Source organism: Treponema sp., assembly GCF_051883275.1.
Lineage (GTDB): Bacteria > Spirochaetota > Spirochaetia > Treponematales > Treponemataceae > Treponema_D.
Genome location: NZ_JBJETK010000051.1, coordinates 22,463 through 48,456, shown reverse-complemented (window position 1 = coordinate 48,456; position 25,994 = coordinate 22,463). Strand labels below are relative to the sequence as shown.

17 protein-coding genes and 1 tRNA gene are annotated in these 25,994 nt (G+C 43.5%); 8 read left to right on the top strand and 10 right to left on the bottom strand.

The window, feature by feature from the left end:
• Nucleotides 1-437: 437 nt before the first annotated feature.
• From ACI4L0_RS08540 to ACI4L0_RS08530, 3 genes are all read right to left on the bottom strand, one after another.
• The gene (locus ACI4L0_RS08540; RefSeq protein WP_439799747.1) at nt 438-1,781 is read right to left on the bottom strand and encodes an MATE family efflux transporter; all 1,344 of its coding nucleotides are present in this window, start codon (nt 1,779-1,781) and stop codon (nt 438-440) included.
• A 182-nt stretch (nt 1,782-1,963) separates the two neighbouring features.
• Nucleotides 1,964-2,392: an RrF2 family transcriptional regulator gene (locus ACI4L0_RS08535; RefSeq protein ID WP_439799746.1), complete on the bottom strand. Its 429-nt coding sequence runs from the start codon at nt 2,390-2,392 to the stop codon at nt 1,964-1,966.
• A gap of 107 nt (nt 2,393-2,499) precedes the next feature.
• Nucleotides 2,500-4,560, bottom strand: a complete 2,061-nt coding sequence (locus tag ACI4L0_RS08530) for a methyl-accepting chemotaxis protein (protein WP_439799745.1) — start codon at nt 4,558-4,560, stop codon at nt 2,500-2,502.
• A gap of 292 nt (nt 4,561-4,852) precedes the next feature.
• Between ACI4L0_RS08530 and ACI4L0_RS08525 the strand changes: the two genes are divergently transcribed.
• The 5 genes from ACI4L0_RS08525 to ACI4L0_RS08505 all read left to right on the top strand — a co-directional run bounded on the left by ACI4L0_RS08525 (nt 4,853) and on the right by ACI4L0_RS08505 (nt 9,076).
• A complete protein-coding gene (locus ACI4L0_RS08525) occupies nt 4,853-6,079 on the top strand; it encodes a CobW family GTP-binding protein (RefSeq protein WP_439799744.1) in 1,227 nt (408 codons plus the stop codon).
• A 147-nt stretch (nt 6,080-6,226) separates the two neighbouring features.
• On the top strand, nt 6,227-7,267 hold the full coding sequence (locus ACI4L0_RS08520; protein ID WP_439799743.1) for an HD domain-containing protein: 1,041 nt from the start codon (nt 6,227-6,229) through the stop codon (nt 7,265-7,267).
• A complete protein-coding gene (locus tag ACI4L0_RS08515) occupies nt 7,264-7,959 on the top strand; it encodes a helix-turn-helix transcriptional regulator (RefSeq protein ID WP_439799742.1) in 696 nt (231 codons plus the stop codon). The genes ACI4L0_RS08520 and ACI4L0_RS08515 overlap by 4 nt, the downstream gene beginning before the upstream one ends.
• Before the next feature lie 122 nt (nt 7,960-8,081).
• Nucleotides 8,082-8,294: a 30S ribosomal protein S21 gene (gene rpsU, locus ACI4L0_RS08510; RefSeq protein WP_439799741.1), complete on the top strand. Its 213-nt coding sequence runs from the start codon at nt 8,082-8,084 to the stop codon at nt 8,292-8,294.
• Between the two features lie 65 nt (nt 8,295-8,359).
• The gene (locus tag ACI4L0_RS08505; RefSeq protein WP_439799740.1) at nt 8,360-9,076 is read left to right on the top strand and encodes a tRNA-uridine aminocarboxypropyltransferase; all 717 of its coding nucleotides are present in this window, start codon (nt 8,360-8,362) and stop codon (nt 9,074-9,076) included.
• A gap of 40 nt (nt 9,077-9,116) precedes the next feature.
• On the opposite strand, the gene ACI4L0_RS08500 is transcribed toward ACI4L0_RS08505, so the two are convergent.
• Nucleotides 9,117-10,265 carry a hypothetical protein gene (locus ACI4L0_RS08500; protein WP_439799739.1) on the bottom strand — a complete coding sequence of 383 codons (1,149 nt, stop codon included), beginning with the start codon at nt 10,263-10,265 and terminating at the stop codon, nt 9,117-9,119.
• Nucleotides 10,266-10,409: 144 nt separating this feature from the next.
• On the opposite strand from ACI4L0_RS08500, the gene ACI4L0_RS08495 reads away from it, so the two are divergent.
• A complete protein-coding gene (locus tag ACI4L0_RS08495) occupies nt 10,410-11,156 on the top strand; it encodes an acyl-[acyl-carrier-protein] thioesterase (protein ID WP_439799738.1) in 747 nt (248 codons plus the stop codon).
• A gap of 119 nt (nt 11,157-11,275) precedes the next feature.
• On the opposite strand, the gene ACI4L0_RS08490 is transcribed toward ACI4L0_RS08495, so the two are convergent.
• Nucleotides 11,276-15,055, bottom strand: a complete 3,780-nt coding sequence (locus ACI4L0_RS08490; protein ID WP_439799737.1) for a UvrD-helicase domain-containing protein — start codon at nt 15,053-15,055, stop codon at nt 11,276-11,278.
• Complete coding sequence (locus ACI4L0_RS08485) at nt 15,052-17,928, bottom strand: PD-(D/E)XK nuclease family protein (protein WP_439799736.1); 2,877 nt, start codon at nt 17,926-17,928, stop codon at nt 15,052-15,054. Before ACI4L0_RS08485 ends, ACI4L0_RS08490 begins: the two co-directional genes overlap by 4 nt.
• 156 nt (nt 17,929-18,084) lie before the next feature.
• Here ACI4L0_RS08485 and ACI4L0_RS08480 point away from each other — a divergent pair.
• Nucleotides 18,085-18,156: transfer RNA gene (locus tag ACI4L0_RS08480), tRNA-Val, on the top strand.
• A 30-nt stretch (nt 18,157-18,186) separates the two neighbouring features.
• Here the strand turns inward: ACI4L0_RS08480 and ACI4L0_RS08475 are convergent.
• From ACI4L0_RS08475 to ACI4L0_RS08460, 4 genes are all read right to left on the bottom strand, one after another.
• Nucleotides 18,187-19,413, bottom strand: coding sequence for a M20 family metallo-hydrolase (locus ACI4L0_RS08475; RefSeq protein WP_439799735.1), 1,227 nt, complete (start codon nt 19,411-19,413; stop codon nt 18,187-18,189).
• Nucleotides 19,414-19,537: 124 nt separating this feature from the next.
• Nucleotides 19,538-20,518 (bottom strand): UDP-glucose 4-epimerase GalE, encoded by a 981-nt coding sequence (gene galE, locus ACI4L0_RS08470; RefSeq protein WP_439799734.1) that lies wholly within the window; start codon nt 20,516-20,518, stop codon nt 19,538-19,540.
• A 140-nt stretch (nt 20,519-20,658) separates the two neighbouring features.
• Entirely contained in the window at nt 20,659-22,593 is a 1,935-nt protein-coding gene (locus tag ACI4L0_RS08465) for an ABC-F family ATP-binding cassette domain-containing protein (protein WP_439799733.1), read from the bottom strand.
• 95 nt (nt 22,594-22,688) lie between these two features.
• Complete coding sequence (locus ACI4L0_RS08460; protein WP_439799732.1) at nt 22,689-24,014, bottom strand: SH3 domain-containing protein; 1,326 nt, start codon at nt 24,012-24,014, stop codon at nt 22,689-22,691.
• A gap of 133 nt (nt 24,015-24,147) precedes the next feature.
• Between ACI4L0_RS08460 and pepF the strand changes: the two genes are divergently transcribed.
• The gene (gene pepF / locus ACI4L0_RS08455) at nt 24,148-25,947 is read left to right on the top strand and encodes an oligoendopeptidase F (protein ID WP_439799731.1); all 1,800 of its coding nucleotides are present in this window, start codon (nt 24,148-24,150) and stop codon (nt 25,945-25,947) included.
• The last annotated feature ends 47 nt before the right edge of the window (nt 25,948-25,994 follow it).

Below are 25,994 nucleotides of genomic sequence, written 5' to 3'. Positions count from 1 at the left end.
GAGTCAGAGTACCACATTTCAGATATTTATATCATGACATCTTGTTTCAGCATCTATGCTGTACACAGTGCATGGATTCCGAAATAAATTCGGAATGACGGTAAAGTCATGCTGAACTCGTTTCAGCATCCGTGTGTCGTAACCGCATGGATTCCGAAACAAGTTCGGAATGACGGTAAAGTCATGCTGAACTCGTTTCAGCATCTATTCTGTGCACAGTACACAGATTCCGAAACAAGTTTGGAATGACAGACACCCTATGTCATGCTGAACTCGTTTCAGCATCTGCCCTGTACACAGTGCATAGACCCCGAAACAAGTTCGGGGTGACAGTATATAAATTCGGAATGACAGTAGAAATTGGAATGACAATATAAATTTTGCACGACACTATGACTTGAGTTTATGTGCAGCCCCAGCTTAAAACCCCGGAATCTCTAATAAGTGTTTCTTGTTATGTTTCTAAGCCACTTTTTGCTGCGGTAGAACGAAAAGACCCACGGCCATTTTACAAATTCATCAAGGCACAGGAAGAAGTAAACCCACACAACAGGAAGCTTGAACACAAACGCTGTCAGAATTCCTGCAATAACACCATAGCCCCACATGTCAATCGTATCGCATATAAGCCCGAATTTTGTGCAGCCCCCGGCGCGGAAAATGCCGGCAATCAGAAGCGTGTTTACAGCAGTTCCCATTATATAGTAGACATTGATAAAAAGCATCTGCTTGAGGTAGTACATCGCCTGCTCGGAAAGAGAAGCGTATCTGAGCGTAAGCGGAATAGCGCCCAGCACCACAAGTCCTCCGATCATGCCGGTTACAACTGTAATCTTCAGAAATGCAGAAGCCCCCTTTTCCGCTTCCCTGAATTTTTCCGCACCAATCAGATTTCCCACCATAACGCCGCCCACAGTTGCAACAGCATAGCAGAACACCGTGGCAAAATTGCGGACAACACAGACAACGGAATTCGCCGCAACAACGTCAGAGCCAAGCCTTCCCATTATCGCGACATAGGCGGAAAAAGCCGCGCCCCATGAAACGTCATTCAGCAGAGCAGGAAGTGACATTTTAAAGAAGTCCTTTGCAAGCACACCGCTTTTTAAAAACATATACGAAAGCTTGAGCTTTACATTCGGGCTGAACCTTGAAACCACAAAGCATCCTGCGACACAGACCGCCTGGGAAATACAGGTTGCAAGAGCCACTCCGCTGATTCCAAGCTTCCGGCATCCAAAAAGCCCAAAGATAAAAAACGCATTGAGCACAATATTCAGCACAAATCCTATTCCGTTAAAAACAGTGGCCACCGTAACTTTTCCGGCGCTCCTTAATATAGTAAAATACGTATTGGAAAGCGCCCACAGAAGATAGTACACCCAGATAATCCGCAGATACTTTGAGCCTTCCTCTATGATGACAGGTTCCGGCGTATAAACACGCATAAGAACCTGCGGAAAAAGCCCCGCCCCCACGGAAAAAAGAGCGGCAACGGCAAGAGAGCATTTAAGCGCGATTCCTTCAATTATATTGAGCGCATTATAGTCTTTTTTTCCAAAATACTGGGCGGCAAGAAGAATAGAACCCGAGCTGATTCCGTAATAGAACATAAAGACAATCATCGTATACTGCGAAGCGAGAGAGCCTGCGGAAATCGCATCCTGCCCCAGGCTGTTGAGCATAACAACGTCAACAGACGACATCATTGCGCCGAAAATATTCTGAATGATAACGGGGAAAAGCATTTTCAGTGCTTCCCTGTAAAACTGCCTGTCCATAATAACCCCCCATAGAAAAACATCCGGCTGAATTTTCACCGCTGCCCTATCACCGCCGCGCCAGCAGGCAGCAGCCAAGAAGAATAGCACAAATAGCAACAGGCTGTCTATAAAAAAACACCTGTTACACTTGAAATTTCAGGGAAACATAAAAAAACAATATCCTTGGAAACTTGGAAATCTTATATCACCCAGTCGCTCACGCTCGCAGGCTCCATAAGGTCAGAGATTTTTACACTGTATAGATAGTTGCAAATAAGGGCATTAAGTTTTTCCCACATGGGCAGAGTCTTACAAGTGGCGGTTCTTGGACAGCGCGCGGCATTTTCTTCCAGGCAGCTGACAGGAGCAAGAGAGCCTTCCGTGAGTTTTAGAATTTCCCCCACGGAATACTCGCTGGAATCCTTTGTGAGCCGGTAGCCGCCCTTTTTTCCGCGCAGCCCTTCCACATACCCTGCCTTTACAAGGAGAGCAACAATGCTTTCAAGATATTTCAGGGACACATCCTGGTTTTCGGCAATTACATTCAGCGGAACATATTCTTCTCCGCGGCGTGAGCTCAACTCTATTATAACCCTCAACGCATAGCGTCCCCGTGTTGAAATCAACATAACTGAAACCTCTTGTTTTCCCCATCATAGCACAAAGATTCTTTATAGGAAACCTCGGACAACTCTAAAAAGACGACTATCCGTGCGGAAGGTTACACGCTTTGCGGCTACACCTCGAACAAGTCCACTTCCTTTCCAAGCCTTTTTATGCACTGCGCCATGAGAGCGGACACTTCGGAAAGCGCCTTTCCTGTTTCCTGTATTCTTCTTGCGCCGTCAGCCATTTCATCCATACCAAGGCTCATTCCCTGTGTTGACGACTGCAAATTCTTTATGCCTGAAAAAATCTCCTTGCTTCCGTCTGTCATCTTCTGGGAAGATTCGCGAACCTGAACTGTGTTTTCATTCATCTGCGTAAGCGCAAGGGAAATCTGACGGGAGCCTTCGCCCTGCTCCTGCATTGCATTGCGAAGCTGAGCTACAAGGCTTGTGGTCTGCACCATTTCGGAATACACAGAAGAAAAAGTTTCGGAGGCTGTCTTTGAAACAGTTACAATTTCATTTATATCAGCGGTTATCTTCTGAAGCTGCTCGCCGATTGTGCGTGACTGCTCGGAAGAAATTTCAGAGAGCTTGCGGATTTCGTCAGCAACAACGCTGAATCCTTTTCCAGCCTCGCCTGCATGGGCAGCTTCAATGGCCGCATTCATGGCAAGAAGATTTGTCTGCTCGGCAATTCCAGAGATAACGGAGTTTGCCTCCTGGAGCGACTGGGACTCATCTGAAATAACAAGAATCCTGGAATTCACGTTTTCCTGCTTTTCCACGCCTTCCAGTGCCTTGCGCCCAAGAATATCAAAGGAATCAGCCATTTTTCCGACTGAAACATTCACTGAATTTATGTTGCCGATCATCTGCTCAACAGCGGCTGAAGCTTCCGCGACACTTGCGGACTGGCTTTCAATCATGCTGTTAAGGCTGTCAATGCCGCATGTAACATTGTCCAGAACGCCGGATGTCTGCTCCACACATTCAGAGTTGGAATTTATGCAGCCTTCCACATTCTGTATATTAGAAACAATCTGGCTTATAGACGAAGCTGTGTCCTGTGTTCCGGCATCCAGGTCAGAGCCGACTTTCAGAAGCTCGTCCTTGAGGCTCTTTATAACCTTTATTATGTTCTGGAGCTTTTCCATAAAGCCGTTAAAGCCGTCCACAACGCGCCCGATTTCGTCATCGCTCTTATTCTTCATGACAATGCGCTTGGAAAGGTCAGCGCTTCCAGATGCAATTTCATTGATTGAAGCTTCAATTAAAACAAGCGGCTTTGTCTTTCTGTAAATGCTTGCGCACACGGAAGAAATCAAAAGCACACCGATTACAATATTTGAAATAAAGAGTATAACGACAACAACATCAAGAAGATCGAAAATCTGCGAAGAAGGAACAACCAAAAAATTTTTCCACTCAGTGCCGTTTATATGCGAATAAAAAAGACTGTATTCACCTTTTTCTGTCCTTACAATTCCATAGCCGGAATCATCACGGCTCAAAGCCAGAGCCTTTCCCTGCTCAGAAGAAAGAATCGACTGTATAAAGTTTTTTTCGCCGGAAGTTGCAATCATTTCGCCTGTGCCGGAAACAAGAGCAGAACAGCCGCTTTTGCCGACAAAAATATTTTCAATAATGGTGCTGATTTTTTCAGGCGTTGTGTTCCCGGAAAAAAAGCCGATTGTTTCATTGCCGACTTTCACAGCGCGGCAGATATGAATCACGTGCTTTCCAGAAACCTTGGACAGCACAGGATTGTCAATATAGGAATCCCGGCCTTCATTTATAATCCCCTGGAAATAGTCGCGGTCTTTTACAAAAGCATAAGTCTTTATATCGGAATTGAAATTTCCCTGCCTGTCAACAAAGGCAACATAGTCAAATTCAGATTCACGCACAGAGGCGTTGTCAATAATATATGAAATAATCTGGCTGGAATCCTTTGTGCGGCACACGGGAGCCTTTACATAAAAATCCATTTTTGCCTTTGTTTTTTCAAGTTCGGCAGAAACATCCTCGGAATAAAGCCTTGCAAATTCCTGATAGTTGCTCTTGGAAGATTTGAAAAGACTCTTCCGCACAAAAAATGAAACCGCAACAAGCTGAACAGACATAAGCACAAATATAATCAGCAGAGTCTGCAAACCAAGCGAAACAAAAAGATTCTTTTTCTTCATAAGTTTTCTCCCGTTAAAGAGATTTCATTTTTAAAGCCACCTCAAAAAGTGAGTTTTTTTTAATTTTTTCCAAATCAGGAAAAGCTTCAGTTTTTAGAGATTTCTTTTTTCTATAATAAATCCAAATTAAAACAAAAACAAGGGAAAATCCGGGCATGCAAAAAAAATATTTAAAATTACGGGCGGGCAGCTCTGCAACAGAGTTCCCGTGGTTCCCTGCAAGTTTGTATTTTTGCAGAAAATATTGTATTATTTTTCTATAAAAATTCACAAACACAAAAGAGGAAGCTATATGAAAAAACAGACACCGATAACGTTGCTGTGCGGCTATTTGGGAGCAGGAAAGACAACGCTTTTAAACAAGGTGCTTTCCAACCAGGAAGGCTATAAGGTCGCGGTAATCGTAAATGACATAGGAGAAGTGAACTTTGACGAAAAGCTCATTGCAGACGGCGCAAAAATCACCGACACTTCAAGCATTGTTCCCCTTACAAACGGCTGTATCTGCTGCACGCTAAAAACCCAGCTTGCCCAGAACATTGAAAATCTCATAAAAACCGGAAAATTCGACTACATCATGATTGAAGCAAGCGGAGTGTGCGAGCCAATGCCTATTGTACAGGAGCTTGAAACAATCAAGAACGGAAAAGTTGACAATGTTGTGGGCGTTGTGGATGCCGCGCGCCTGGTTGACGAATTTGCAGGAGGCGACAAGCTGCTTAAAAAGGACAGCATTGAAGAGGAAGACATAGAGAGCCTTCTTGTTCAGCAAATTGAATTCTGTTCTACGCTTGTTATAAACAAAAAAGACCTTGTTACAGACGAAGAATTCGGCAAAGTCCGCAAGGTTATTGAAGTTCTTCATCCGGGAGTGAAGATAATTGAAACAAGCCGCGGAAATGTTGATGTAAAGGAAATAATGGGAACAGGCTCATTTGACTTTGACGACGTTTATGCGAGCGCAGGCTGGTGCAAGCATCTTGAAGAGGACGAAGTTGAGGATGAGCATCACCACGAAGAAGAGCACGAGCACCATGAACATCATCATGAACATGAACACGGACATGACCATGAGCACTGCCATCATGACGAAGACCACGAGCACTGCCACTGCCATCATCACGAGCACAGGCACGAAGGCGAAAGCGAAGATGAATACGGCATAGGAACATTCATTTATTATAGAAGAAAACCGTTTGACCGCCAGCTTTTGGATGAATACGCAAGCAAATGGCCGCGCAATATCATCCGCTGCAAGGGGCTTATGTGGTTTGCCGACGAGCCGGAAATGGCATGGGTTTTTGAAACATCAGGCAGACAGATTCAGGCAGGATATTCAGGACAGTGGATTGCAGCCTGTCCGCCTTCCGAGCAGAAAAAAATTCTTGAGGCAAACCCAAAAATAAAGGAAGAATGGGACAAGGATGCCGGCGACAGAATGATAAAGCTCTGCATAATCGGCCAGAACCTGGACAAGGAAAAAATTTCCGCAGAACTGGACCGCTGTCTTGCAAAATAATGATTTAAGCTGCTGCATTGCGGCCCAAGACACTGCGCTTTAGTTTTTTGAGGTTTTCCAGCAAACCCCTGGCACTTTAAAAGCTCCCGGCTTTCCTGCCGCAGAAAAGTTTTTGAGTGCCAGCCAGCACTTCCTAAAGGAAATACGATGTATAAGGATTTCACAGCAAAATACCATGCGATTCTATGCAGGGAATATCCGGCTTTTCTGAAGCGTTACGTCCGCCTTCCGATTCTTTCAAGGCTCGGCGGTGTCGGGCTTTTGTGCGGAACAGACTGGACTCCTCTTTTCCATAACAGCTTCTTTTATTCAAGGCTTTCTCATTCAATAGGAACAGCCCTTATCGTGTGGAATTTTACAGGAAGCAAAGCGCAGACAATAGCCGCCCTGCTCCACGATGTTTCAACGCCTGCATTCAGCCATGTTTTAGACTTCAAGAACGGCGATGCGCTCACACAAAGCAGCACAGAAAACGGCAACGCAGATATTATCAGCAGCTGCCGGGAACTGAAAGAGCTTCTTGATCAGGACGGAATTCCGCTTTTGCAAGTCATGGATTACCACCAATATCCAGTGGCAGACAACGAGCTTCCGGGGCTGAGCGCAGACCGGCTGGAATACATGTACCCGAGCGGAGCTTCACTGGATAAAATATGGACATTGCGCGAAATACAGAAAAACTACAGCGCCATTCAGGTTCTGGAAAACGAAAAAGGAATTCCCGAGCTTGGATTTTCAGACATCCGGCAGGGCATTATATACACAAAGAAATTTCACCAGACAGGCATGATTCTTCAGCGCAACGAAGACAAGATTGCAATGCAGCTCATGGCGGATATTATTTCGCTTGCTGAAAAAAACGGCATCCTCAAGCCAGAGGAGCTTTACAGTCTGCCTGAAAGCAAAATCATAGAGCGGTTCACACAGTTTTCAAAGGAGCAGCCGCAGCATGAATTTTCAGCCCACTTCCGGACATTCAGGGGAATGAAAAAAATAATCCGCTCAAGCGAGCCGATTGAAGGGTTTTACTGCGTGAGCCTCAGCGTAAAGCGCAGGTATATAAATCCGCTTGTCATGACAAAATCCGGAGCAAAGAGAATCTGCCAGGTCAGCGATGAAGCAAAAAATGAAGTGGAGCGTTATCTTCAATTCAATGACACAAATTTTGGCTGCGTGGAATTTCTATGACACCGTGGAAGCCGCGCAAAATAATTTTTATAGGAAGCCAGACACCTCTTCTGAAAATTCTTGCAAAAGAAAACGAAACGGAAGTGATTTCATCGGCGAGTTTTCTTTCCACAATAGCGGCGCGGTTCACGCCAGACCTGATTGTCTTTGACAGCATACAGGACACGGACATTATCGAAGTCAGAAAAATAGAGCGGCTTGTCTTTGTGCCGGTTTTAATCATCGCGGAGTCGTTCAAGGAACTGAACAACCTGAATTCAATCTCGGATTTTTCCAATGTGATTATATGCAACGAAACGGTTTCATGCACGGAGGAATTTGTTGAAAGGCTGAAATCCCTGATGACAAAAAAACAGGCGGTGCTTCCTGCAAGAACAGGGGCTATTGTAAAATACACAATTCTTTACATGAACAAGAATTTCCAGAGGAAAATCACAAGGAAAAACCTTGCTTCACAGGTGGGCATGGACGAAGACTACCTTACAAGAATTTTCCGCTATGAAATGGGCGTTGGAATTTCAGGCTACCTGAGCCACCTCAGGCTTTCAGAGGCAGAAAGGTTTCTTGTTTTTACCGGAATGAAAATTCAGGACATTGCAAAAGAATGCGGCTTTTCCAATTCATCGTATTTTATAAATTCATACAGGAAAAAATTCGGAATTTCCCCCGGCGCAATAAGAAAAGGGCGATGATTTTTGCAGTTCCAAAGCTGAAATTTTCTTCACTGTGCATTTTCAGCCTTGACACGATTCTTTTTTTTATTCATAATTAAGTTCCCTGCGATATTTCGTTGGTGAGGATGGTGAAAAAAGAAATGGCAACAATCAATGTTGATGACAATGAGAACCTTGAAAAGGCTATCAAACGTTTCAAGAGAATGGTTGAAAAAGAAGGTATTATCCGCGAATACAAAAAGCGTGAATACTACGAAAAGCCTTCTACAATCCTCAATCGCAAGAACAAGTCATTAGCTCGCAAGCTTTTGAAGAAAAATCACAAGCCGCACGATTCCAAGTCGGCATACTGATTGAGTTAAAGCCCTGGAGTTTTCCGGGGTTTTTGCATTTTAAAACAGCTTCTCCAGGGGACTTTATGGAAATTCAAAATGACAGCGAGCATTACAGGGAGCTTTGCTTTAAGTGCCTGCGCCCGGTTTCTTCATGCTACTGCAAATACACTTCTCCCATAAACTGTGGAATAAAATTTGTGTTTCTCATGCACCCGAAGGAAGCAAAAAAGCAGCGGACAGGAACAGGGCGGCTCGCCTCTCTATGTCTTCCTGAAAGCGAAATTCTTGTTGGAATTGACTTTTCAAAAAACAAGCGGCTTGAGCAGCTTTTATCCGATCCGCAGTATTATCCTGTTCTGCTTTATCCCGCGCCCGACGCCTGGAACTGCGCCAAGGAAGGATTCAAAGAAAACATTCAGGGAAAAAAGCTTCTTGTCATAATAATAGACTCAACCTGGTTCTGCTCAAAAAAAATGCTCAGGTACAGCACAAATCTTCATTCTCTGCCGGCATTTTCGTTCACGGGAAGCTACAAAAGCATTTTTACATTCAAGCACGAGCCAAAGGAATACTGCGTTTCAACAATAGAAAGCTGCTACTATCTTATCAAGGAACTTCAGACCGCCGGAATTGTGGACAAGGAAAATTCCCCCGAGCCGCTCATGACAACATTCAAGCAGATGATAGTTTTTCAGCTGCAAAAGGAAAACGACCGCATAGAAGGCAAAATCCCAAGCTCGCACGCAACGGACTGGAAGTACAACCGCAAAAAAGAAATTCCTGAATTCCAGACTGACTAAAACTGCCAGTTATAGTCAAGGCAACAGCCTGCATTTGCTGCTATTTTACATAAGCCACAGATGAATTTTTATAGCCCGGAGTTGCGCTCTTTGCAAGTATCCAGCAGTCCTTTCCATTCGGCAGAGGCTCTCCGGCTTCAAATGCTTTAATCACGGCTTCAAGATTCTGGCGCGAAAGGCTTTTTGTAGGACTCAGATTGTCACAGCACACCGCGCCGCTGATTGAAGTTCCGCCCGGCCACACTCCGCTTTCTGCAAGCTCAGACGAAAAATCCTGGGAGTTTTTTCTCCATGCCGTACATTCAGAAGTTGCAAAGACAACAGCATCATAAATTTTTCCGCTGTTTGAATCCCTGAAAAGAACAACATCATTGTCTGCAAACGGCTTTTTGCTGTTTTCCGCATTCCATAAATCCCTGGCTTCATCGCATGAATCTTCGTGGGTGGAAAGCGCCAGATTTTCGCCAAGCTCGCTGACCATGCCTTCTCCGTCAAGCCCTTCCGCCTCTATAGTTCTAAGGTGCAAAGTTACGTAATCCCCGGTGCGGACTTCAACAGCAGGCAGAACGAATTTTGTCTTTTCTGAGTTTGCGGCGCCTATGATTTCAAAGCCGGAAAGATTTCCGCCCTTCAGAATATAAAGCTCAACAAATTCGCTGCGGTGAACTTTTACCTTATTTGAAGTTTTTTGTCCGTAGTCATTTCGCACTTCTGTTATCACCGCCCGGGCTGGATTTTCATTAAAGCCTTTAAATCCAACGCTGAACGTCAGGGAATTCCCCGATGAATCAACAGCAACGCCTTCCATCTTGTAGTCAAGCCCCGTTGCGGTTTCGCTGCCGAATGTGAACAGAACAGAATCTTCGCTGTAGCCGCACTCAACTTCGCCCAGGCTTTCATTGTCAGAAGAAAAAAGTTCAGCAGTGCGAATTTCAACTTCTCTGGAAAAATCCATTTTTGCAGAGCCGGATGAAACCGTGCAGAAGTTTGTTACCTTTGGAACAGAAAAATCCCCCGACAAGAATTCCAGTCCTTCCACGCTGGAACGGCACGAGATAGGACAGACTGCAATAACCGCAGCAAAAAAAATTCCAGCGGAAACAAAAATTCCGCGGCACTTGGATAAAAGCCTTTTTGTCCGCATGCAAAACCACCGCAGCGACATTTTTCTGATAAGATTGATTTTCATAAACACCCCTTTCGCTGTCAGAAAAAACAAGGCACTGGCAGTGCGCGCAGAATTTTCAGGCAGCTGAAAACTTTATTACCGCAAAATAAAAAAAATTGCAGGGCGCAGTTCCAAATTTCCTGTAAATTCATTAAACTTTTTTTCATGGAATACAAAGCATTTTTTGAAGAAGAAAAAAATATTTTTCACATACAGTCAAATGTCTATTTCAGCCAGTGCAGCGCGGACAAAACAATGAGCCTTCACGAGCTTTTAAAAATAACTTCTGATGCCGCGGTTGAAGATTTCAGGCAGCGAGGAATGTCGAGGGAATTTCTAAAGGAGCATGGATTCGGAATTTTAGTTTCCCGGTGCTCGTTCAGAATTCACAAATGGCCGCAGGAAAATCAGTTTATAGAAATTGAAACGTGGGAAGGAAAACCGCAGGCGCTTCAGCTTATGCGCGGATATAAAATTCTTGACAGCGAAAAAAATATAATGGTTTCAGGAAAATCTTCGTGGCTTCTTGTTGATATAAACGAGCGAAAAATTCTTCCAACAAAAAAACTGACTCTCCGGGAGCCTTCAGTTCTTCCGATTGATGTTGACAGCGAAGAGCCGGGGAGAATTTCCGTGCCTGAAAAAACAGAGCTGTGGGGAACAAGGACAATAAAATTTTCCGACCTGGATGCAAACGGCCACACAAACAATGCACGCTATGCCGCATTTATAGAGGACACGCTTCCGTGCCAGCTTCAGTTTAAAAAACCCAGGGAATTCAAAATAAATTTTGCAAAGGAAGCAATGCTGAATGACACCATTGAAATTTTCGGCGCACTGGAAAATGACATGGCAACGCTTGCAGGAAAAATTCCAGGCTCGCTTTCATTTGAGGCGCAGCTTTTGTATTAGGAAAACTTTCAAGCTTAGAACAGAACAGCGGCTATACTGTAAACACTGAATAATCCGCGCGGGAGTATTCAGTGCTTTATTAACTTTTCAAAATGCAAAAAAACTGCGGAGCACAAAAATTACTCCGTGTAATCTGAAATATCTACTTCACTGTCGTAGCGCAGATAGTACAGAACGGTCTTTATATTTTTCATTTCAACATGGAAAATTTCAGCCGCGGCCTTTCGATAGCATGAAAGCTGGGCAATGTACATTTCAGGCTTTGCAGCGCGGTCAGTCTTATAGTCCGCTATAACAATATTTCCGCCGCCATCCTGAAAAACCAAATCCATGGAACCTGTAAAAATCGTATTGTCCAAAAGGAATTTGAATTTATTTTCAGCCTTGCACAGACGGCCGCTTGATTTTGCGTCCAGCATTTCTTTTCCCAGCGGACTTTTTTCAAACGCGGCGCACATAGACAGAACGGTCTTTAAAAGTATTTCCCTGCGCTCCACATTTTCAGAAAGTTTTTTCCGCACTGTTCCGTCAAGAAAGTCCTCTGCGCTTTTTCCGCTTCCTGTGGCGACAAGGCTTTCAAGGCAGGAGTGCGCAAGCTTTCCAAAATCGCTGTAGTCAAATTCCGCTGAAACACAGTCTTCCTGCTCATCAGAATTTTCCTGCTCGTTTTTCAGAAAGGCATCAACTGAATCATAGAGCGGATTTTTTTTCAAATCTTTTCTGCACACAACTGTTGTTTGAGAATGAATTTTTTCCAGGCCGCTCGGAGTTTCTGTTTTGTCTGAATATTCAGCAGGAAAATCAGGCTGCATCTCAAACGGAGTTTTTTCATACAAAGAAGTAAACAGGTTTATTTTTTCATGTCGGAGCATATCCAAATTCAAATGCTCCCGTGAGCGCACAGAAGATGAAACCGGATTTATTTTTATAAAATCAAAAGGCGCACCCTGTTTTCTGAACAAAGGAGAATTGCAGTATTCGCCGCAAGAAAAATCGTTGTCAGCATAAATTTCTTTTTGGTAGTAAAAACGGGAAAGGCGGTGCATCAGGGAAATAGAATCGTTAAAGTCTTTTTCGGCATCGTCTGATTCATCAAATTTTTTCAGAGAATCGCTTCTTGCAAGGCTTCCGACAAGATAGACATCTTTTTCGGCCCTTGTAACTGCAACATAAATTTTTCTTTTCTGCTCGGCAAATTCTCTCTGCGCGGAATCTTCTTTCTGCCGCAGTGAAAAATAATTTCCGCCTTCACCGTAAGCGCACAAGGACACGCCCGAAGGCTCTTTTCCTGCAAAGCCGTCTTCATCAAAAAAACATTTTCCAGTTTTCTGCGCAATAGGATTTTTCCATATTCCAACAATAAAAACATGCTTGAACTGAAGTCCCTTGCTCTGATGGATTGTCATAATCCTAACGGCATCGGGCTTTTCAACAGGATAGACAATGCCTTTCATATCAAGCTCAATTCCTTCATCGCCGGCATAAGACGACACTTCCTTTTTCTTTGAAGCCGCAAGCTGATCCACAAACCATGCAATGCTTTTTCCGTCAGCTTCAGCCTGCCGCGCAGTTTCATAAAGCAAATCAAACTGCTCTGCATAAAGCGAAAGATTTCTGTTCAGCAGCGTTTCAAAATAATAGCCGGTTTTGTACCACAAAAATTCAAGCGACTTTGTGAGGCTCTGGGAAAGAATAAGCTCCCTCTGCTCCATGTAAAGTTTTTTTGCGGCGGTGTATTTTTCCATGTCAGAATCAGACAGAAAAAGATTTTCGTCATCTTCAAAAGGCAAAAACTGAATTCCGCCTTCACGCTGTTTTTTTATTGAGGAAGCCAAAATGTTCTGAACACCCTGTATGCTCAGTCCTGCAAAAGGGGAAGAAAGAAATGCCGCAAACGCATTGGAATCCGAAGGATAAACACAGAAGCGCAGAAAATTGTAAAAATCATTTGCTATGCCTTCTGAAAAAACATCGGTCTGCCGGTCGACTGTATAAGGAATGTTAAAAAGCGAAAGGTAACGCTTAAGATAAAATCTTCCAGAGCGCGAATTATCCAAAATGGCATAGCTGTTAAAATCAGAATCCCTTTCTGCAAGCTCTGAAATTTTTCTGGCGATAAAATATGCAAGTGTTTCATCCTCATTAAGACATTCGCCTCTTTTTACAATGTCTGCAAATGATGTTCCGTCTGAATTTTTCCCGCTGTGCAAAAGACACAGATGAACAGGAATAGTATCCTTGTCAACTGGAATTATCTCGCAGTCTTTTTTTGTTGCATTGCGGCTGTATTCCGCTTCGTAGCTTTTTAAACTGTCCGTGCAATAAAAAATAGACGGGATTTCAGTTTTATTCAGCGGCGGCTCGTTGCTTCCAAACATCATGTTGAACGAATAAAGAAGAGAAGCGGAAGAGCGGTAGTTGTTTGTCATGCTGAGATTGGTGCCGTCTTCAAGCCCGGATGAATCTCTAAGGGAATGTTTTAGATTATTGAAAACGCTCACATCCGCGCCGCGGAATTTATATATAGACTGTTTTTCATCGCCCACAAAAAAAAGCTTGTCGGGGGAAATATGTTTTTCAAGCTCCGCAAAAAATTCATTTTCAGTTTTGTTTTCAAGAAGAAGCTCGCTGCCATCAGTTTCAGACACAAGATAAAGAAGCTCCTTGTTCTTTTTGTTGTTGTCCTGAAATTCATCAATCATTATTTTTTTTATGAGGCTTTTCTGCTGTCTTCTTATATCGGGCTGCTCAATTAAAATTCTAAGGGACAAATCGCTGACATCTTTAAATGAAAGGCTTCCGGAAATGCGCTTGGCTGTATTCACTTCGTCAAGAAATTCATCCATCAGCTCAAACATTCTTTTCTGCACCTTCAGATTTTTTAGAAAAACTGAAACCGCCAAAATCTGCGGAAACAAAGCCTTTATTTTTTTTATTTCATTTTTTATTGCTTTTATAGTTTCTTTGTTTCCGCCCTTTTGCATATTAACAGAACACAGTGCCTTCAATTTTGAACAGACACGGTCAGTATTCTGAAACAATAAATCTGCATTTTCCTCAAGAAACGAATCCGCATCAAGAACCGGGAAAGATTCAAAATCAAAACCATCATCAAAAACCAGCTGGACTTCATCTGTAAAGGCATTTTTTTTGTCGATGGTTTCCAGCAGACGTTTTATTTCTTCAAGGCTGACTGAAACTGACTCTGCGTTTTCAATATTGAAAAATGAATTCCATGCTTCGGCAATCTGATTTTTTTGTATCTGAAAATGCTCGCAAAAAAAACCGCTCTTTGTGGCAACAGAAGTATATTCCAAAATCGGGGAAGCAAAGCACTTTTCAGCGAACTCTTCAATTTTTCCCGGCTGCGAATAAAAAGAAAAACAAGACTCGCCCCTGTGCTTTAAAACAAACGGAAGAGCCGCATCTTCAACAATTCGGTCGCAGGAGGAAGAGCCGGTTGTAAAATCAGGGCGGATTCCATACCGACTGGAACCAAGACGCACAATGGAACCGCTGTATGAATCAAGAGTTTGAATTCGCGCATCCGCAAATTCATCGAGCGCCCTTTTTGCAAGACGAACCTGCAATGCATATTTTTTTTCATCAAGAAACTTTACAAAGGCATTCAGCTTTTTATATATGCGGTCATAAATTTCAGAAGCGGCCTCTTTTGTAAAGGTAAGCGCAAGAATATTCCGCACATGAAGATTTTCATCAGTCATCAAAAGAAAAGCATAGCGCAGCGCAAGCACGTCAGTTTTTCCAGAGCCAGCACCAGCGGAAACAACTGCATTGTCCCTTTTTGTTATTGCCTTTATCTGGAACGAATCAGGCGTTTTTGAATCAGCAGGATTTTCTGACAAAGGCTCATTTAAAAACTGATAATCAAAATTCATACAAGTTCCTTTTTTGCAACTTCAAATGACGTTCTGCATATTGAATTGAAACCGCAGTTCATGCAGTCCCTGAAAATATTCACACCATGACTTTTGTCCACCTGAAAACTGACGGGAACAAAGTCAAGTTCTTTCGCCTTTCCGTAAAAATACTCCGCGCATATTTCAAGTTCTGCAAGAGTGTTTTCAAAGCCTTCTCTGTCTGTGTTTTCTTTTTTGGGATTTTTTGAGATGACCTGCACAACAGAAAAATTATCGCTGTTTTCCCTTTTTAATTTATAAAACAATGCAGAGCAAACTTTTTTGCCTTCGCTTTCCAAAAGTCTAACATACGAAGCCATCTGAAAATCTTTCAGCGCAGGAAGAGAGGATTCGTTAAAAACACTGTCCTTTACAGAAGGAACAGAACCGCTCTTGTAATCAACAATAAAAAGTTCGTCCGGCTCATCGGGATTTGAAAGGACACAGTCAATCTTTCCAAAAAAATCAAATTCACCGCTGCCGCATGAAGTTTCCTTTTCAAGCTCAAGACCTTCAATAAAATATCCGCCGAAATTTTTATTTTCCTTTTCGTCGCTGGACTCAGGAAGAGCGCAGAACTGCTTGAAAAACACAAAGACATTTTCGCATATAAGTTTTTTCTGGCTTTCAATAACACTCAGCGCAAGAGGACTTCTTGAAAAACCGGTGTGCAGCTTGGCCTGCTCAAACGACAAATCCACAAGGTTTTTCAGCTCCCTGGAATTCTCATCGCAGAAGACAGGTATTTTTCCTTTGTAAACTTTTTCATCCTGAAATGCCTTGCATACAAGCTCGATTATCTTATGAATAAAAACGCCTGCCTCGTAGTTTTTTATAAGGTCAACATCAAGAGTATCTTCCTTCAGGTTCAAAACTTTTGTAAAAATAAAATGCCTTGGGCACGGAAAAAAACTTTTTAGCTCTGTTTGAGAAATTTTTATCTTGTCCGGCTCGGAACAATTTTTTCCTTTGTTCTTCAGCTCGGCATTTATTTTTTTCTTCAGCTCCTCTGACATGCAGGAAGAATTTCCCGATGAAAAAACAGACTTCCATAAAAAGAAAGAATCCTGCTGCATTTTTGTAAATATGCGTTCAGATTTTTTTTCATTGCGGAAATCGTTTTTTTCATTGTTTATAAAATCAAGCTCCTCAAGAATTTTTTCTTCACCGCAGTCCGGCGCAGAAGGCTCAAGCGCAGTGTGCATAATCGCCGAACCTGAAAATGTCTTTTTAGAAGCAGAAAAAAATACTTTTTTGCTTTTCAAAGTCCGCTGCTGTGCACAGTAAACTCTTATAAAATCAGCGGAGGCATCTTTTTCGCCAAGGTCAAGATTCGCTCGTTTTTCTGAATCATTTATAAATCCAAGTTTTCTGAACGGCACTGAAATATCTTTTTGGGTTGCGTTTATTACAAATTGATATTCAAAGTCCGCGCACACAGAAAGCCTGTATGGAAAAATGTTTACTCCGTATTTTTTTTCGTTCGGCGTATATGACTTTCTGTTTATTTCGTTTATAAAAAAAACAAACGGCGAATTCACTTTGCAGCCAATCTTTAAAAGATAATCATGCTCAATCGAAACCAATGAATTCAGCTCGGTGATTATGCGCCCTAAAATTTTATCAGTGTTCTGATACTGCGCTTCGCTGAATTTCGCCTCATCAATAAAAGTGCTTTTAAAATTATCCCATGCGAATTTCAACTTCTGAAAACTGGAGGCATTTTCAAACTCAAGGACAGCCTTTTTTATATTCTTATAAAAATCCAGCTCCCCGTTTTCGTTCTGCAGAGAAGAAAGCCAGACATCAGTTGTTTTATCGCCGTCAACGTAATTGCACACACAGCGCTTTTCGTTGCCTGTTCTTACAAGCTGCTCATTGCGTTCAAAATTTTTCCATGGAATATAGCCGTCAAGCAAAAACGAACGCACACTGTCATAGGAAAAATTCGAAGAAGCACATTCCTTTATTTTCTGAAAAATATCTCCGCCGCAGTTTTTTGTAAATGGAACTCCGGCGCGCACTGTGTAGGGAACAGAATAAAGAGAAAGCTCCCGCTCAAGATACGGACGCAAAGTTTCCAGGTCGGGAACATTGACGGCAACAGTTCTCAGGTCAACATTCTGAATGTGCAGCTGATGAAGCCTGAGGGCAAGCATGCGAAGCTCCCTGCGGGAATCACTGTAAAAGCAGCAGGCCGTTTTTGGAATGTTGTCAGGAATATTGACAAGGGTTACATTTTCCGCCGCAGAAAGCACAGTCTGAAATTCAGAAAAATCTTCCAGAAGCTCCGGGTAAAAAATAAAAATATTCCTGTCCGTTTTTTTTAAATCCGAATCAAGATAAGACGGCTCATAAAAATTATTTCGGCTCAAAAAATCAGAATAAAGCTCAAAAAGTTTTTTGTAGTCCAAGTCCTCTTCGTCTGGATTTTTCTTTGCCATGGATTTTTCAAAGCAAGAATTCCACAGTTTCAGGGAAGGAAGAATTCCTGCAATCCAATCTGCAAAGCCCAGCACATTGTCTTTGAATTCAGGCGCAGACGAAACAATTCTTTTAAAAAAATGTTTTTCGCTGTTTTCAAGAAGAATATTCTGAACAAAAACTTTTCTAACAACAGGCGGAATACAAACAAGATTTTCATCGGCAGCTTTCAGATATGCGGACTTGAATTTGTCCCATGCGGTAAACTGGTCAAGATTAAAAGCGCGGACACCAGACTCAGATGGATTTTTTATAGCCCACTGTATCCAGCTTGTCTGGGCAACATCTGTTGGAAAAACAAAAATTGAATTTATATTGCTGATATTGGCTGCAACAACTTGTGAAACTGTCTTGTCGCTGATATTCATAAAAAGATTTTAACATAGAAGATAGAATATTTAAAGCGAAAAAAAAATCAGCATCATCAGTTTTTGCAGCCGTTGACACAGAAAACTGTTTTTAATAAAATAAAGCCATCTCGAAAAATTTCAGCTTTTCAAGATTTCCATAAAAAATTTTATTACGGGCGGTTAACTCAGTGGTAGAGTGCTACCTTCACACGGTAGAAGTCACTGGTTCAAATCCAGTACCGCCTAAATTCCAGCCTGAAAATTCTGTGCAGAAATTCAGCAAGCCATATATGCAATCACAAGCGCATCTTTTCCGATATTTTCTATTACAGTATATTCATTCGGCTGATGTGCAAGCTCATCCATTGTAGACCAGACAACCGCATCGATTCCTGAATTCCGCAGACCCGCCGCAACAGTGCCGCCGCCAATTCCAATAAACCGCGGCTGTATGCCATGCACTTTTTGAATCGCACCGGAAAGCTCCTGCGCAACAGGTGAATCAGGGGATGTCGCCTTTGACTGTTCGGCCTGAAGCTCCTCAACCTGAATTTTCACTCCATATTCTTTTTCTGTTTCGCTCACAATTCTTGCAACTTCTTTTCGTACTTCATCAAGACTGTAAACAGGAAGTATGCGGCAGTCAGCGCAGAAAACATCATCGCCCGGAATTATATTCACGCCGGAAACATTCTGATACTGCATCGTCGGCTCAAAAGTTGAACGGCACGGCTCGAACATTGGATTCTGCTCGCTGAATACAGACTCAAGCCCGTGAACTTTAAGGGCAAGACTGCATGCGGCAAGCTTTGCATTGCAGCCCTGGTCAGGACGAGAGCCGTGCGCCTGTTTTCCAACAGTATGAAATTTAAGCCACAGAATATTTTTTTCAGCCACTTCAATAGTCTGTCCGAGCGGATCTCCTCCGTCGGGAATAAGAATCCTGTCATTCTTTCCAAAAATTTCCGGGTGCTTTTCTATCAGAAAATTCATGCCGTACCTAGAGCCGACTTCTTCGTCCGCCATAAAAAGAAGCTTGATTGTGCGCTCTGGAACAATTCCCTGCTTTACAAAACTCAGCGCAGCAAGAACACCGCTGCACAGCCCCTGCTGATTGTCTTCCACTCCCCTGCCCAAAATTTTCCCGTTGCGCACAACAGCCTGCCACGGATTTGTGTTCCACAGGGAAAGCTCGCCGGCGGGAACAACATCAAGGTGCGCACAGACCCACACAGCGCACTCGGAATTTTCTCCGGGAATTTCAGCAACAAGATTCGGGCGGAAACCAGCTGAAACACGGCTGTCCGGAGCATTGTAACGCCTGAGGTTTGTAATGCCATTTTCAGCAAGCCATTTTTCAAGGGCGGCGCACTTTTCCTCTTCTCCGTCTCCGCCGTTTTCGGGAGCAAGAGCAGGAATCGATGTCAAAAGCGACTCAAGCTCTGTCATGAGCACTGTGTTTTTTTCTATATAGTTTTTTAGTTTTCCAAAATCAGACTTCATTTTTCCTCCGGCGGATTACCCGCAAAACTTTTTGTTTTTTTTCAAGCGTGCATAGGTTTAAATTTTTCAACATAAATGGCGCACAAAAAAAGCCGCCTGCAAAAACAGACGGCCGCTGTGAAAATTAATTTTCGCTGTAATATTTTTTATATGCGCTGTACGTTGTGCTTATCAAGGTGTCCACATCGCTGAACTTCGGTTCCCAGCCAAGAATGTCCTTTGCGCGCTTTGAAGAAGCTGTAAGCTGCGCAGGATCTCCGGCACGCCGCTCAACATAGTCAGCAGGAATTTCCTTTTGGGTTATGCGGCGGGTCGCTTCAAGCATTTCTGTAACCGTTATTCCGTTTCCTGTTCCAAGATTCAGGGTAAGGCTCTTTTTGTTTTTAGCTATATACTCAAGCGCAAGAACGTGAGCCACCGCAAGATCTGTAACATGGATATAATCACGGATACAGGTTCCGTCCCTTGTGTCATAGTCGCTGCCAAACACCTTGAGTTTTTCCCGTTTTCCACAGGCAACTTCCATCATAACAGGCAGAAGATTCGCAGGATTTTTTTCCAGCCCGTAAATCACGCCTTCAGGGTCATAGCCGGCCGCGTTGAAATATCTGAGAGCCGCAAAATTCAGCCCCTTGAGCTTTTCATACCAGCCCATGAATTCTTCAATTTTCAGCTTGGTGAATCCGTAGTAGTTTTCAGGATTTTTCGGATGGTCTTCATCAATAGGAAGATACTGCGGCTCGCCAAAAGTTGCTGCGCTGGAAGAAAAAACCATGTTGAGGCAGTTGTGGGCAACAGCCGCGTTAAGAATATTCAAAGTGCCGTTGATATTGTTTATTGAATATTTTTCCGGGTAAACCATAGATTCGCCGGCAGCCTTGAATGCCGCAAGATGAATAAAGGCATCAAAACCAAGTGCAAATGCTTTGTCCAAATCTTCCGGATGAAGAATATCACCTGCGATAAATTCATTCTCCTTAAAAAGATTCTGAATAAGGCCGCTTGAAAGATTGTCAAAAACTGTAACATCATGGCCTTTTGCCATAAGCTCCTTGACAACGTGGCTTCCGATATATCCGGCTCCACCAATCACTAAAACCTTCATTTGTTCCTCCTGCGCTATTATCGCCGGCACTGGATAATCACCCAGAGCCATCCTAGGCTTCATTTATAATACCCCAATAACCATGATTTTTCAATTTGTATGAAAAAATTTGCGCAACAATTTGCACAACTCAAAGCCGCTCACAAAAATTCCTCGAGCTTTTCCGCCGCGCTGAGCCACTTTGAATTCAGCTCCTCAAGCTCAGAAGAAATCTGCGCAATCTGGGCCTGCACTGATTTTGCCGCCTCGCCGTTTGAATACACTTCCGGCAGGGACAGCTGGTTTTCAAGGGCGGATTTTTTTTCTTCTGCCTCGCGTATCAGCTCTTCATACTTGTCCGCTTCCTTTTGAATTTTCCGCCGCTCTGACTCGCGCTTTTTCTGCTCCTCCCATGAAAGCCTGGTCACGGATTTCTGCTCGGTCTTTTTTTCAGGGAGAATTTCCGAAGCCGCAGATTCAGCGGACTGCTCAGCTTCAATGCGCTGCATATAATATCTGTAGTCGCCTGAAAATTCGCGCCAGCTGCCAGGGCGAAGCTCAATCACCTTTGTGGAAAGCTCCTCTATAAAACCGCGGTCGTGGCTTACAAAAACAACAGTTCCGCCAAAGCATTTCAGAGCCTCAAGAAGAACATCCTTTGAATGCATATCAAGATGGTTCGTAGGCTCATCAAGAATAAGAAGATTCACAGGTCTGAGCAGAAGCTCAAGCAGGGCGATTCTGGATTTTTCTCCGCCCGAAAGAACATCGATGCTTTTGAACACATCGTCGCCGCGGAACAGAAACGCTCCGAGCATATCACGGATTTTTGGAATAAGCTCAAGCGGCGCATTTCTCTCAAGGCGCTCAAGAATTGTTTCGCTGCCCTTTATTTTTTCCGCGCTGTCCTGGCTGAAATATCCAACTGAAACTCCTGCTCCAAGCTTGAAGCTTCCGGTGAAATCAGAATCCGCGCCGGCAAGAATTCTAAGCAGGGTGGATTTTCCAGCTCCGTTTCTTCCCGCCACAACAAGCCGCTCGCCGTTTTCCACAACAAGATTCAAGTCCCGGATCACTTCTGGGCCGCCGTAGCTTTTTCCCAGATGCTCGATTGTAAGAACCAGCCTTCCGGAATGTGGAGCCGCGGGAAATGAAAAATGAATTTTCTTAAGGTTTTCAGGAAGCTCGATTTTATTTTCAAGAATTTTATCAAGCATCTTCTGGCGTTCCTGCGCCTGGGCAGCCTTTGTCGCCTTGTAGCCAAAGCGCTTTATAAATTCCTCAAGGTGCTGAATTTCCTGCTGCTGCTGCTCATAGGAAGCAATCAGCGATTCAAGCTCAACCTTGCGGACTTCCTCATAGTGCGAAAAATTCCCGGGATAGCGTCTAAGTGTTCCGCTGAAAAGCTCGTAGACTTCAGAGATTGTGTGGTCAAGAAAATAGCGGTCATGGCTCACAAGCAAAAAGCCGCCCTTAAAGTCAGCAAGAAATTTTTCAAGCCAGCCTCGCGCCTCAATGTCCAGATAGTTTGTAGGCTCGTCAAGCAGAAGAATATCAGGCGAGCACATAAGAGCCTTTGCAAGAGCAATGCGCATCTGCCAGCCGCCGGAAAATTCCTCAGTGCGTTTTTCAAAGTCAGCGCGCTCAAATCCAAGTCCAAGCAGAACCTGCTCAGCAAGCGCATCGCGCCTGTACCATCCGCTGTTTTCAAGCTCGGACAGAAGCTCTGCGTGCTCAAGCGCAAGCCTCTGCGAATTTTCAGGATTCGACTTTAAAAGCTCGCCGAGAGAATCCGCATCCGCCTGAATTCTGTAGCCCCACTCAAATGCCTTGTCCGCCTCCGCCTTCAGTGTGCACCCGGAATGAACAAGCCCGCTCTGGGGAAGATATTCAATGCGGCATTTTTTCTGCGCGACACGCTCCCCCTTGTCCGGCTCTATGATTCCAGCCATGACTTTTATGAGAGTGGATTTTCCAGCTCCGTTCGCTCCTGTGAGAGCCGCCTTTGTTCCTGCCTGCAAATTTACAGAAACATCCTTTAAAATATCCCTGTCGCCGAATGCAAGGGAAACTTTTGAAAATTGAATAAATGCCATAAATCAAATCCGGTGTTTTTTTTTGCTGAGCTGAATAACGGAAATCCTGAAAATTCATTTTAATGATTTTACAGGCTCCCTAATCCGAGGCTGCCCTACTTCTGAAAAAAGAGAACCATGGAATTCGCCGGAAGCGAAACCGACACAGTTTTTCTTCCGAAGCTGTCGTCATATTTTTCAACAATGTTCGCATAGGCAAGCCTAAGTCCGTTGACTTCCTTTTTGTAAAGGAAATTCACTTCGCGGCTCGCATTTTCAAAATGGAAAGTAACAACTCCGTCCCAGGAAGACTTGAGTGTACCGTCCAGAAAATATTTTGTTTCCACAAAGCCGATTCCCTTTGCACCCTGCGGAATCACAGCAGGAACAAGCTTCATAAATCCGCTCCACCTGAAAATATTGTTATCATTGAACGAAAGCGTTCCGTAGTTTCCGCTTTTAAAATCCGGGCCAAGAGCCTGAATGGATTTATAAAGCCCCTGGCGCCTGCTCTTTTCTTCCGATATAAGCTCTTCTATCCGCACATCGTCTTCAAGCGAAGTAAAAGTATAGTTCCTCGGCTTTCCGCTGTCATCTATATATCTTACAATTATGTACTTTGAGCTGCGCGGAATAATTTCAACAGGAGCGTCCTTTGCCCTGTAGTCTCCGTTGTCCATCTTTTCAAATTCAGAATACGGAAAGGAAACATTTAAATTCGGAAGGCTTATTTTTGTTGTGCCTGAAATATAGCCGCTGTCAAATCCGTAGCCGGGAAGAATGTATTCCAGGTCAATCTGCTTTTTTGAAATCATCGGGCGATAATATTCAGGGTACCAGTAGGTGAACAAAATTTTGTCGAGGGTTTCGTCTTTCTGCTGGACTTCAACAACTTCCGCGCCTGCCCCGTATGATCCGTCTCGGTTCATGTCAAAAAGCCTGAGGTTGTAGCTGAAGCACCAGCCTTCAATTCCGCCGTCTGTAAGAACCCTGAGCCATTCGCCGGGAAGAGGATTTCCGCCGCTTGTGGGAGCAACTCCGTTTCCTTTGTAGAGCGCACGGACAACTTCATTTTTCTTGAGGCGGTAAACCTGCTTTGATGTATTCACCTTGTCAGCGCGCACAGGAAGACCGTCAAAAATGCAAAAGGCGTATTTTCCTGTATACTCAGAATATTTTTTTGCATATTTTACAGCCCTGGATTTTGACTCCGGGTTTGAAAGCTTCCACAGGGGAATTTCGATTTTTTCTTTTGTGCCGGGAACTCCGATTACATAGACCTTTGAAATATTCGACTTCAGGTAAACAGGAACAACCGTTCCATCCGGAATTTCCTTTTCACTTACATTCCATAAAACAACTCCATAGCCGATGACACCGGAGCATGAAGAAAAAAACATCACAAAAAGAGAAAACGCAAAAAGAAACACTTTGTTTTTCATGCGGACATTCTACAAAATTTCCGCATAAAGTTCTACAAAAACAGCAAACGCAAAAACGCCAAAAGCAGCTCACCGGGAATTTTTCATAACTTGAATTCATCCTTGAAATTCAATAAAATTGAAAAATCAAATCATGAAAAACGAAACTATTCCATTAAGAAAAGATGTTCCAGCTGAATACAAGTGGGATCTTACACAGCTTTATAAAACAAATGCGGAGTGGGAAGCAGATCTTAAAAAGATTCCTTTGCTTGTAAAAGAATTCGCCTCTTACAAAGGCAGACTTGCGGAAAGCAGCAACATTCTTCTTGAGGCTCTAAAGGCAGACGAAGCTCTTGACCGCATGATTGAAAAAGTCTATCACTATGCAAGTTTAAACAACGAAGCCGACCAGGGCGACAGCGCGGCGCAGGAAATGCACAACCGCGTTATGATGGCATACACAGAAGCCTGCTCGGAAACAAGTTTTTTCACACCGGAGCTTCTTTCTATTCCGGATGAAAAAATAACAAAGTGGATAAGCCAGAGCGAATTTTCAGATTACCGCGTTTATATCCAGAAAGCTCTTCATGCCAAGCCGCACATCCTTAGTGAAAAAGAAGAGCGCATCATGGCTCTCCAGTCAGAAAGTGCGCAGACAGCTTCGAATGTATTTTCGCTTTTAAATGATGTCGACATGAATTTTGGAACTGTTGAAGTTGAAGGGAAACAGCTTCCGCTCACACACAGCACCTGGAGCGATTTTGAGGAAAACCAGGACAGGCGCATCCGCGAAGAGGCATATAACAAATTCTACGGAGTTTTTGAAAGCCACGCAAACACGCTTGCAGCCCTGTATTCAGGCTCAGTGAAAAATGACATTTTCCATGCGCGCGCCCGGGGCTACAAATCTTCTCTTGAAGCCGCGCTTTATTCAGACAAAGTTCCAGTAAGCGTTTACAAGAATCTCATTGAAACAGTTCATAAAAATCTTGATACGCTCCACAGATATTACGAGCTAAGAAAAAAAGTTCTGGGTGTTCAAGAGCTGAGGCACTATGATGTTTACGTTCCGCTTGTGCAGTCCGTCAAGACAAATATCTCATACGACGAATCTGTTGAAATAGTACGCAACGCTCTGTCTGTTCTTGGAACTGAATACACAGACACTCTCTGCTCCGGCTTGAAAGGCGGCTGGGTTGACCGTTTTGAAAACAAGGGAAAAAATTCCGGGGCATTTTCAAGCGGATGCTACGAAGGATATCCTTACATTCTTTTAAATTACAAGGACACTTCACTGCGCGATGTATACACAATGGCGCATGAGGGCGGACATTCAATGCACTCATGGTACAGTGTCCGCAGCAATCCGTTCATGTCCTATGAATACACAATTTTCGAGGCTGAAGTCGCGTCCACATTCAACGAGGAGCTTGTCTTTGAATATCTGCTGAAGAATGCCAAAGACCACGAAATGAAAAAATATCTTCTTTCCATGCGCGCAAATGACATTCTTGCTACCCTTCACCGCCAGACAATGTTTGCGGAGTTCGAGCTTGCCTGTCACGAGGCAGTGGAAAACAACAATCCGCTCAGCACCGATGCAATCCGCTCAATCTACCGCAAGCTGCTTGAAACATACTTCGGGCCGGTGATGAATTTTGAAAAATCAAGCGACATGGAAGGTCTGCGGATTCCTCATTTTTACAATGCATTTTATGTTTATAAATACGCAACCGGAATTTCAGCTTCACTTGCGCTGGCAAAAAAAGTTGTGAACGGCTCAGACAAGGAGCGCGAAGATTACTTTAAATTCCTGAAGTCGGGAGGCTCGCGCTACCCTATTGAAAGCCTGAAAGTTGCCGGTGTAAACATGGAAAGCACAGAGCCAGTGCAGTCTGCGCTCGACACATTCAGGGAGCTTGTGGAACAGCTTGAAAACGAACTTCTATAAAACAAAATTGAAAAATCACTACAGATGAATTTTCACGCTGTAGTTTT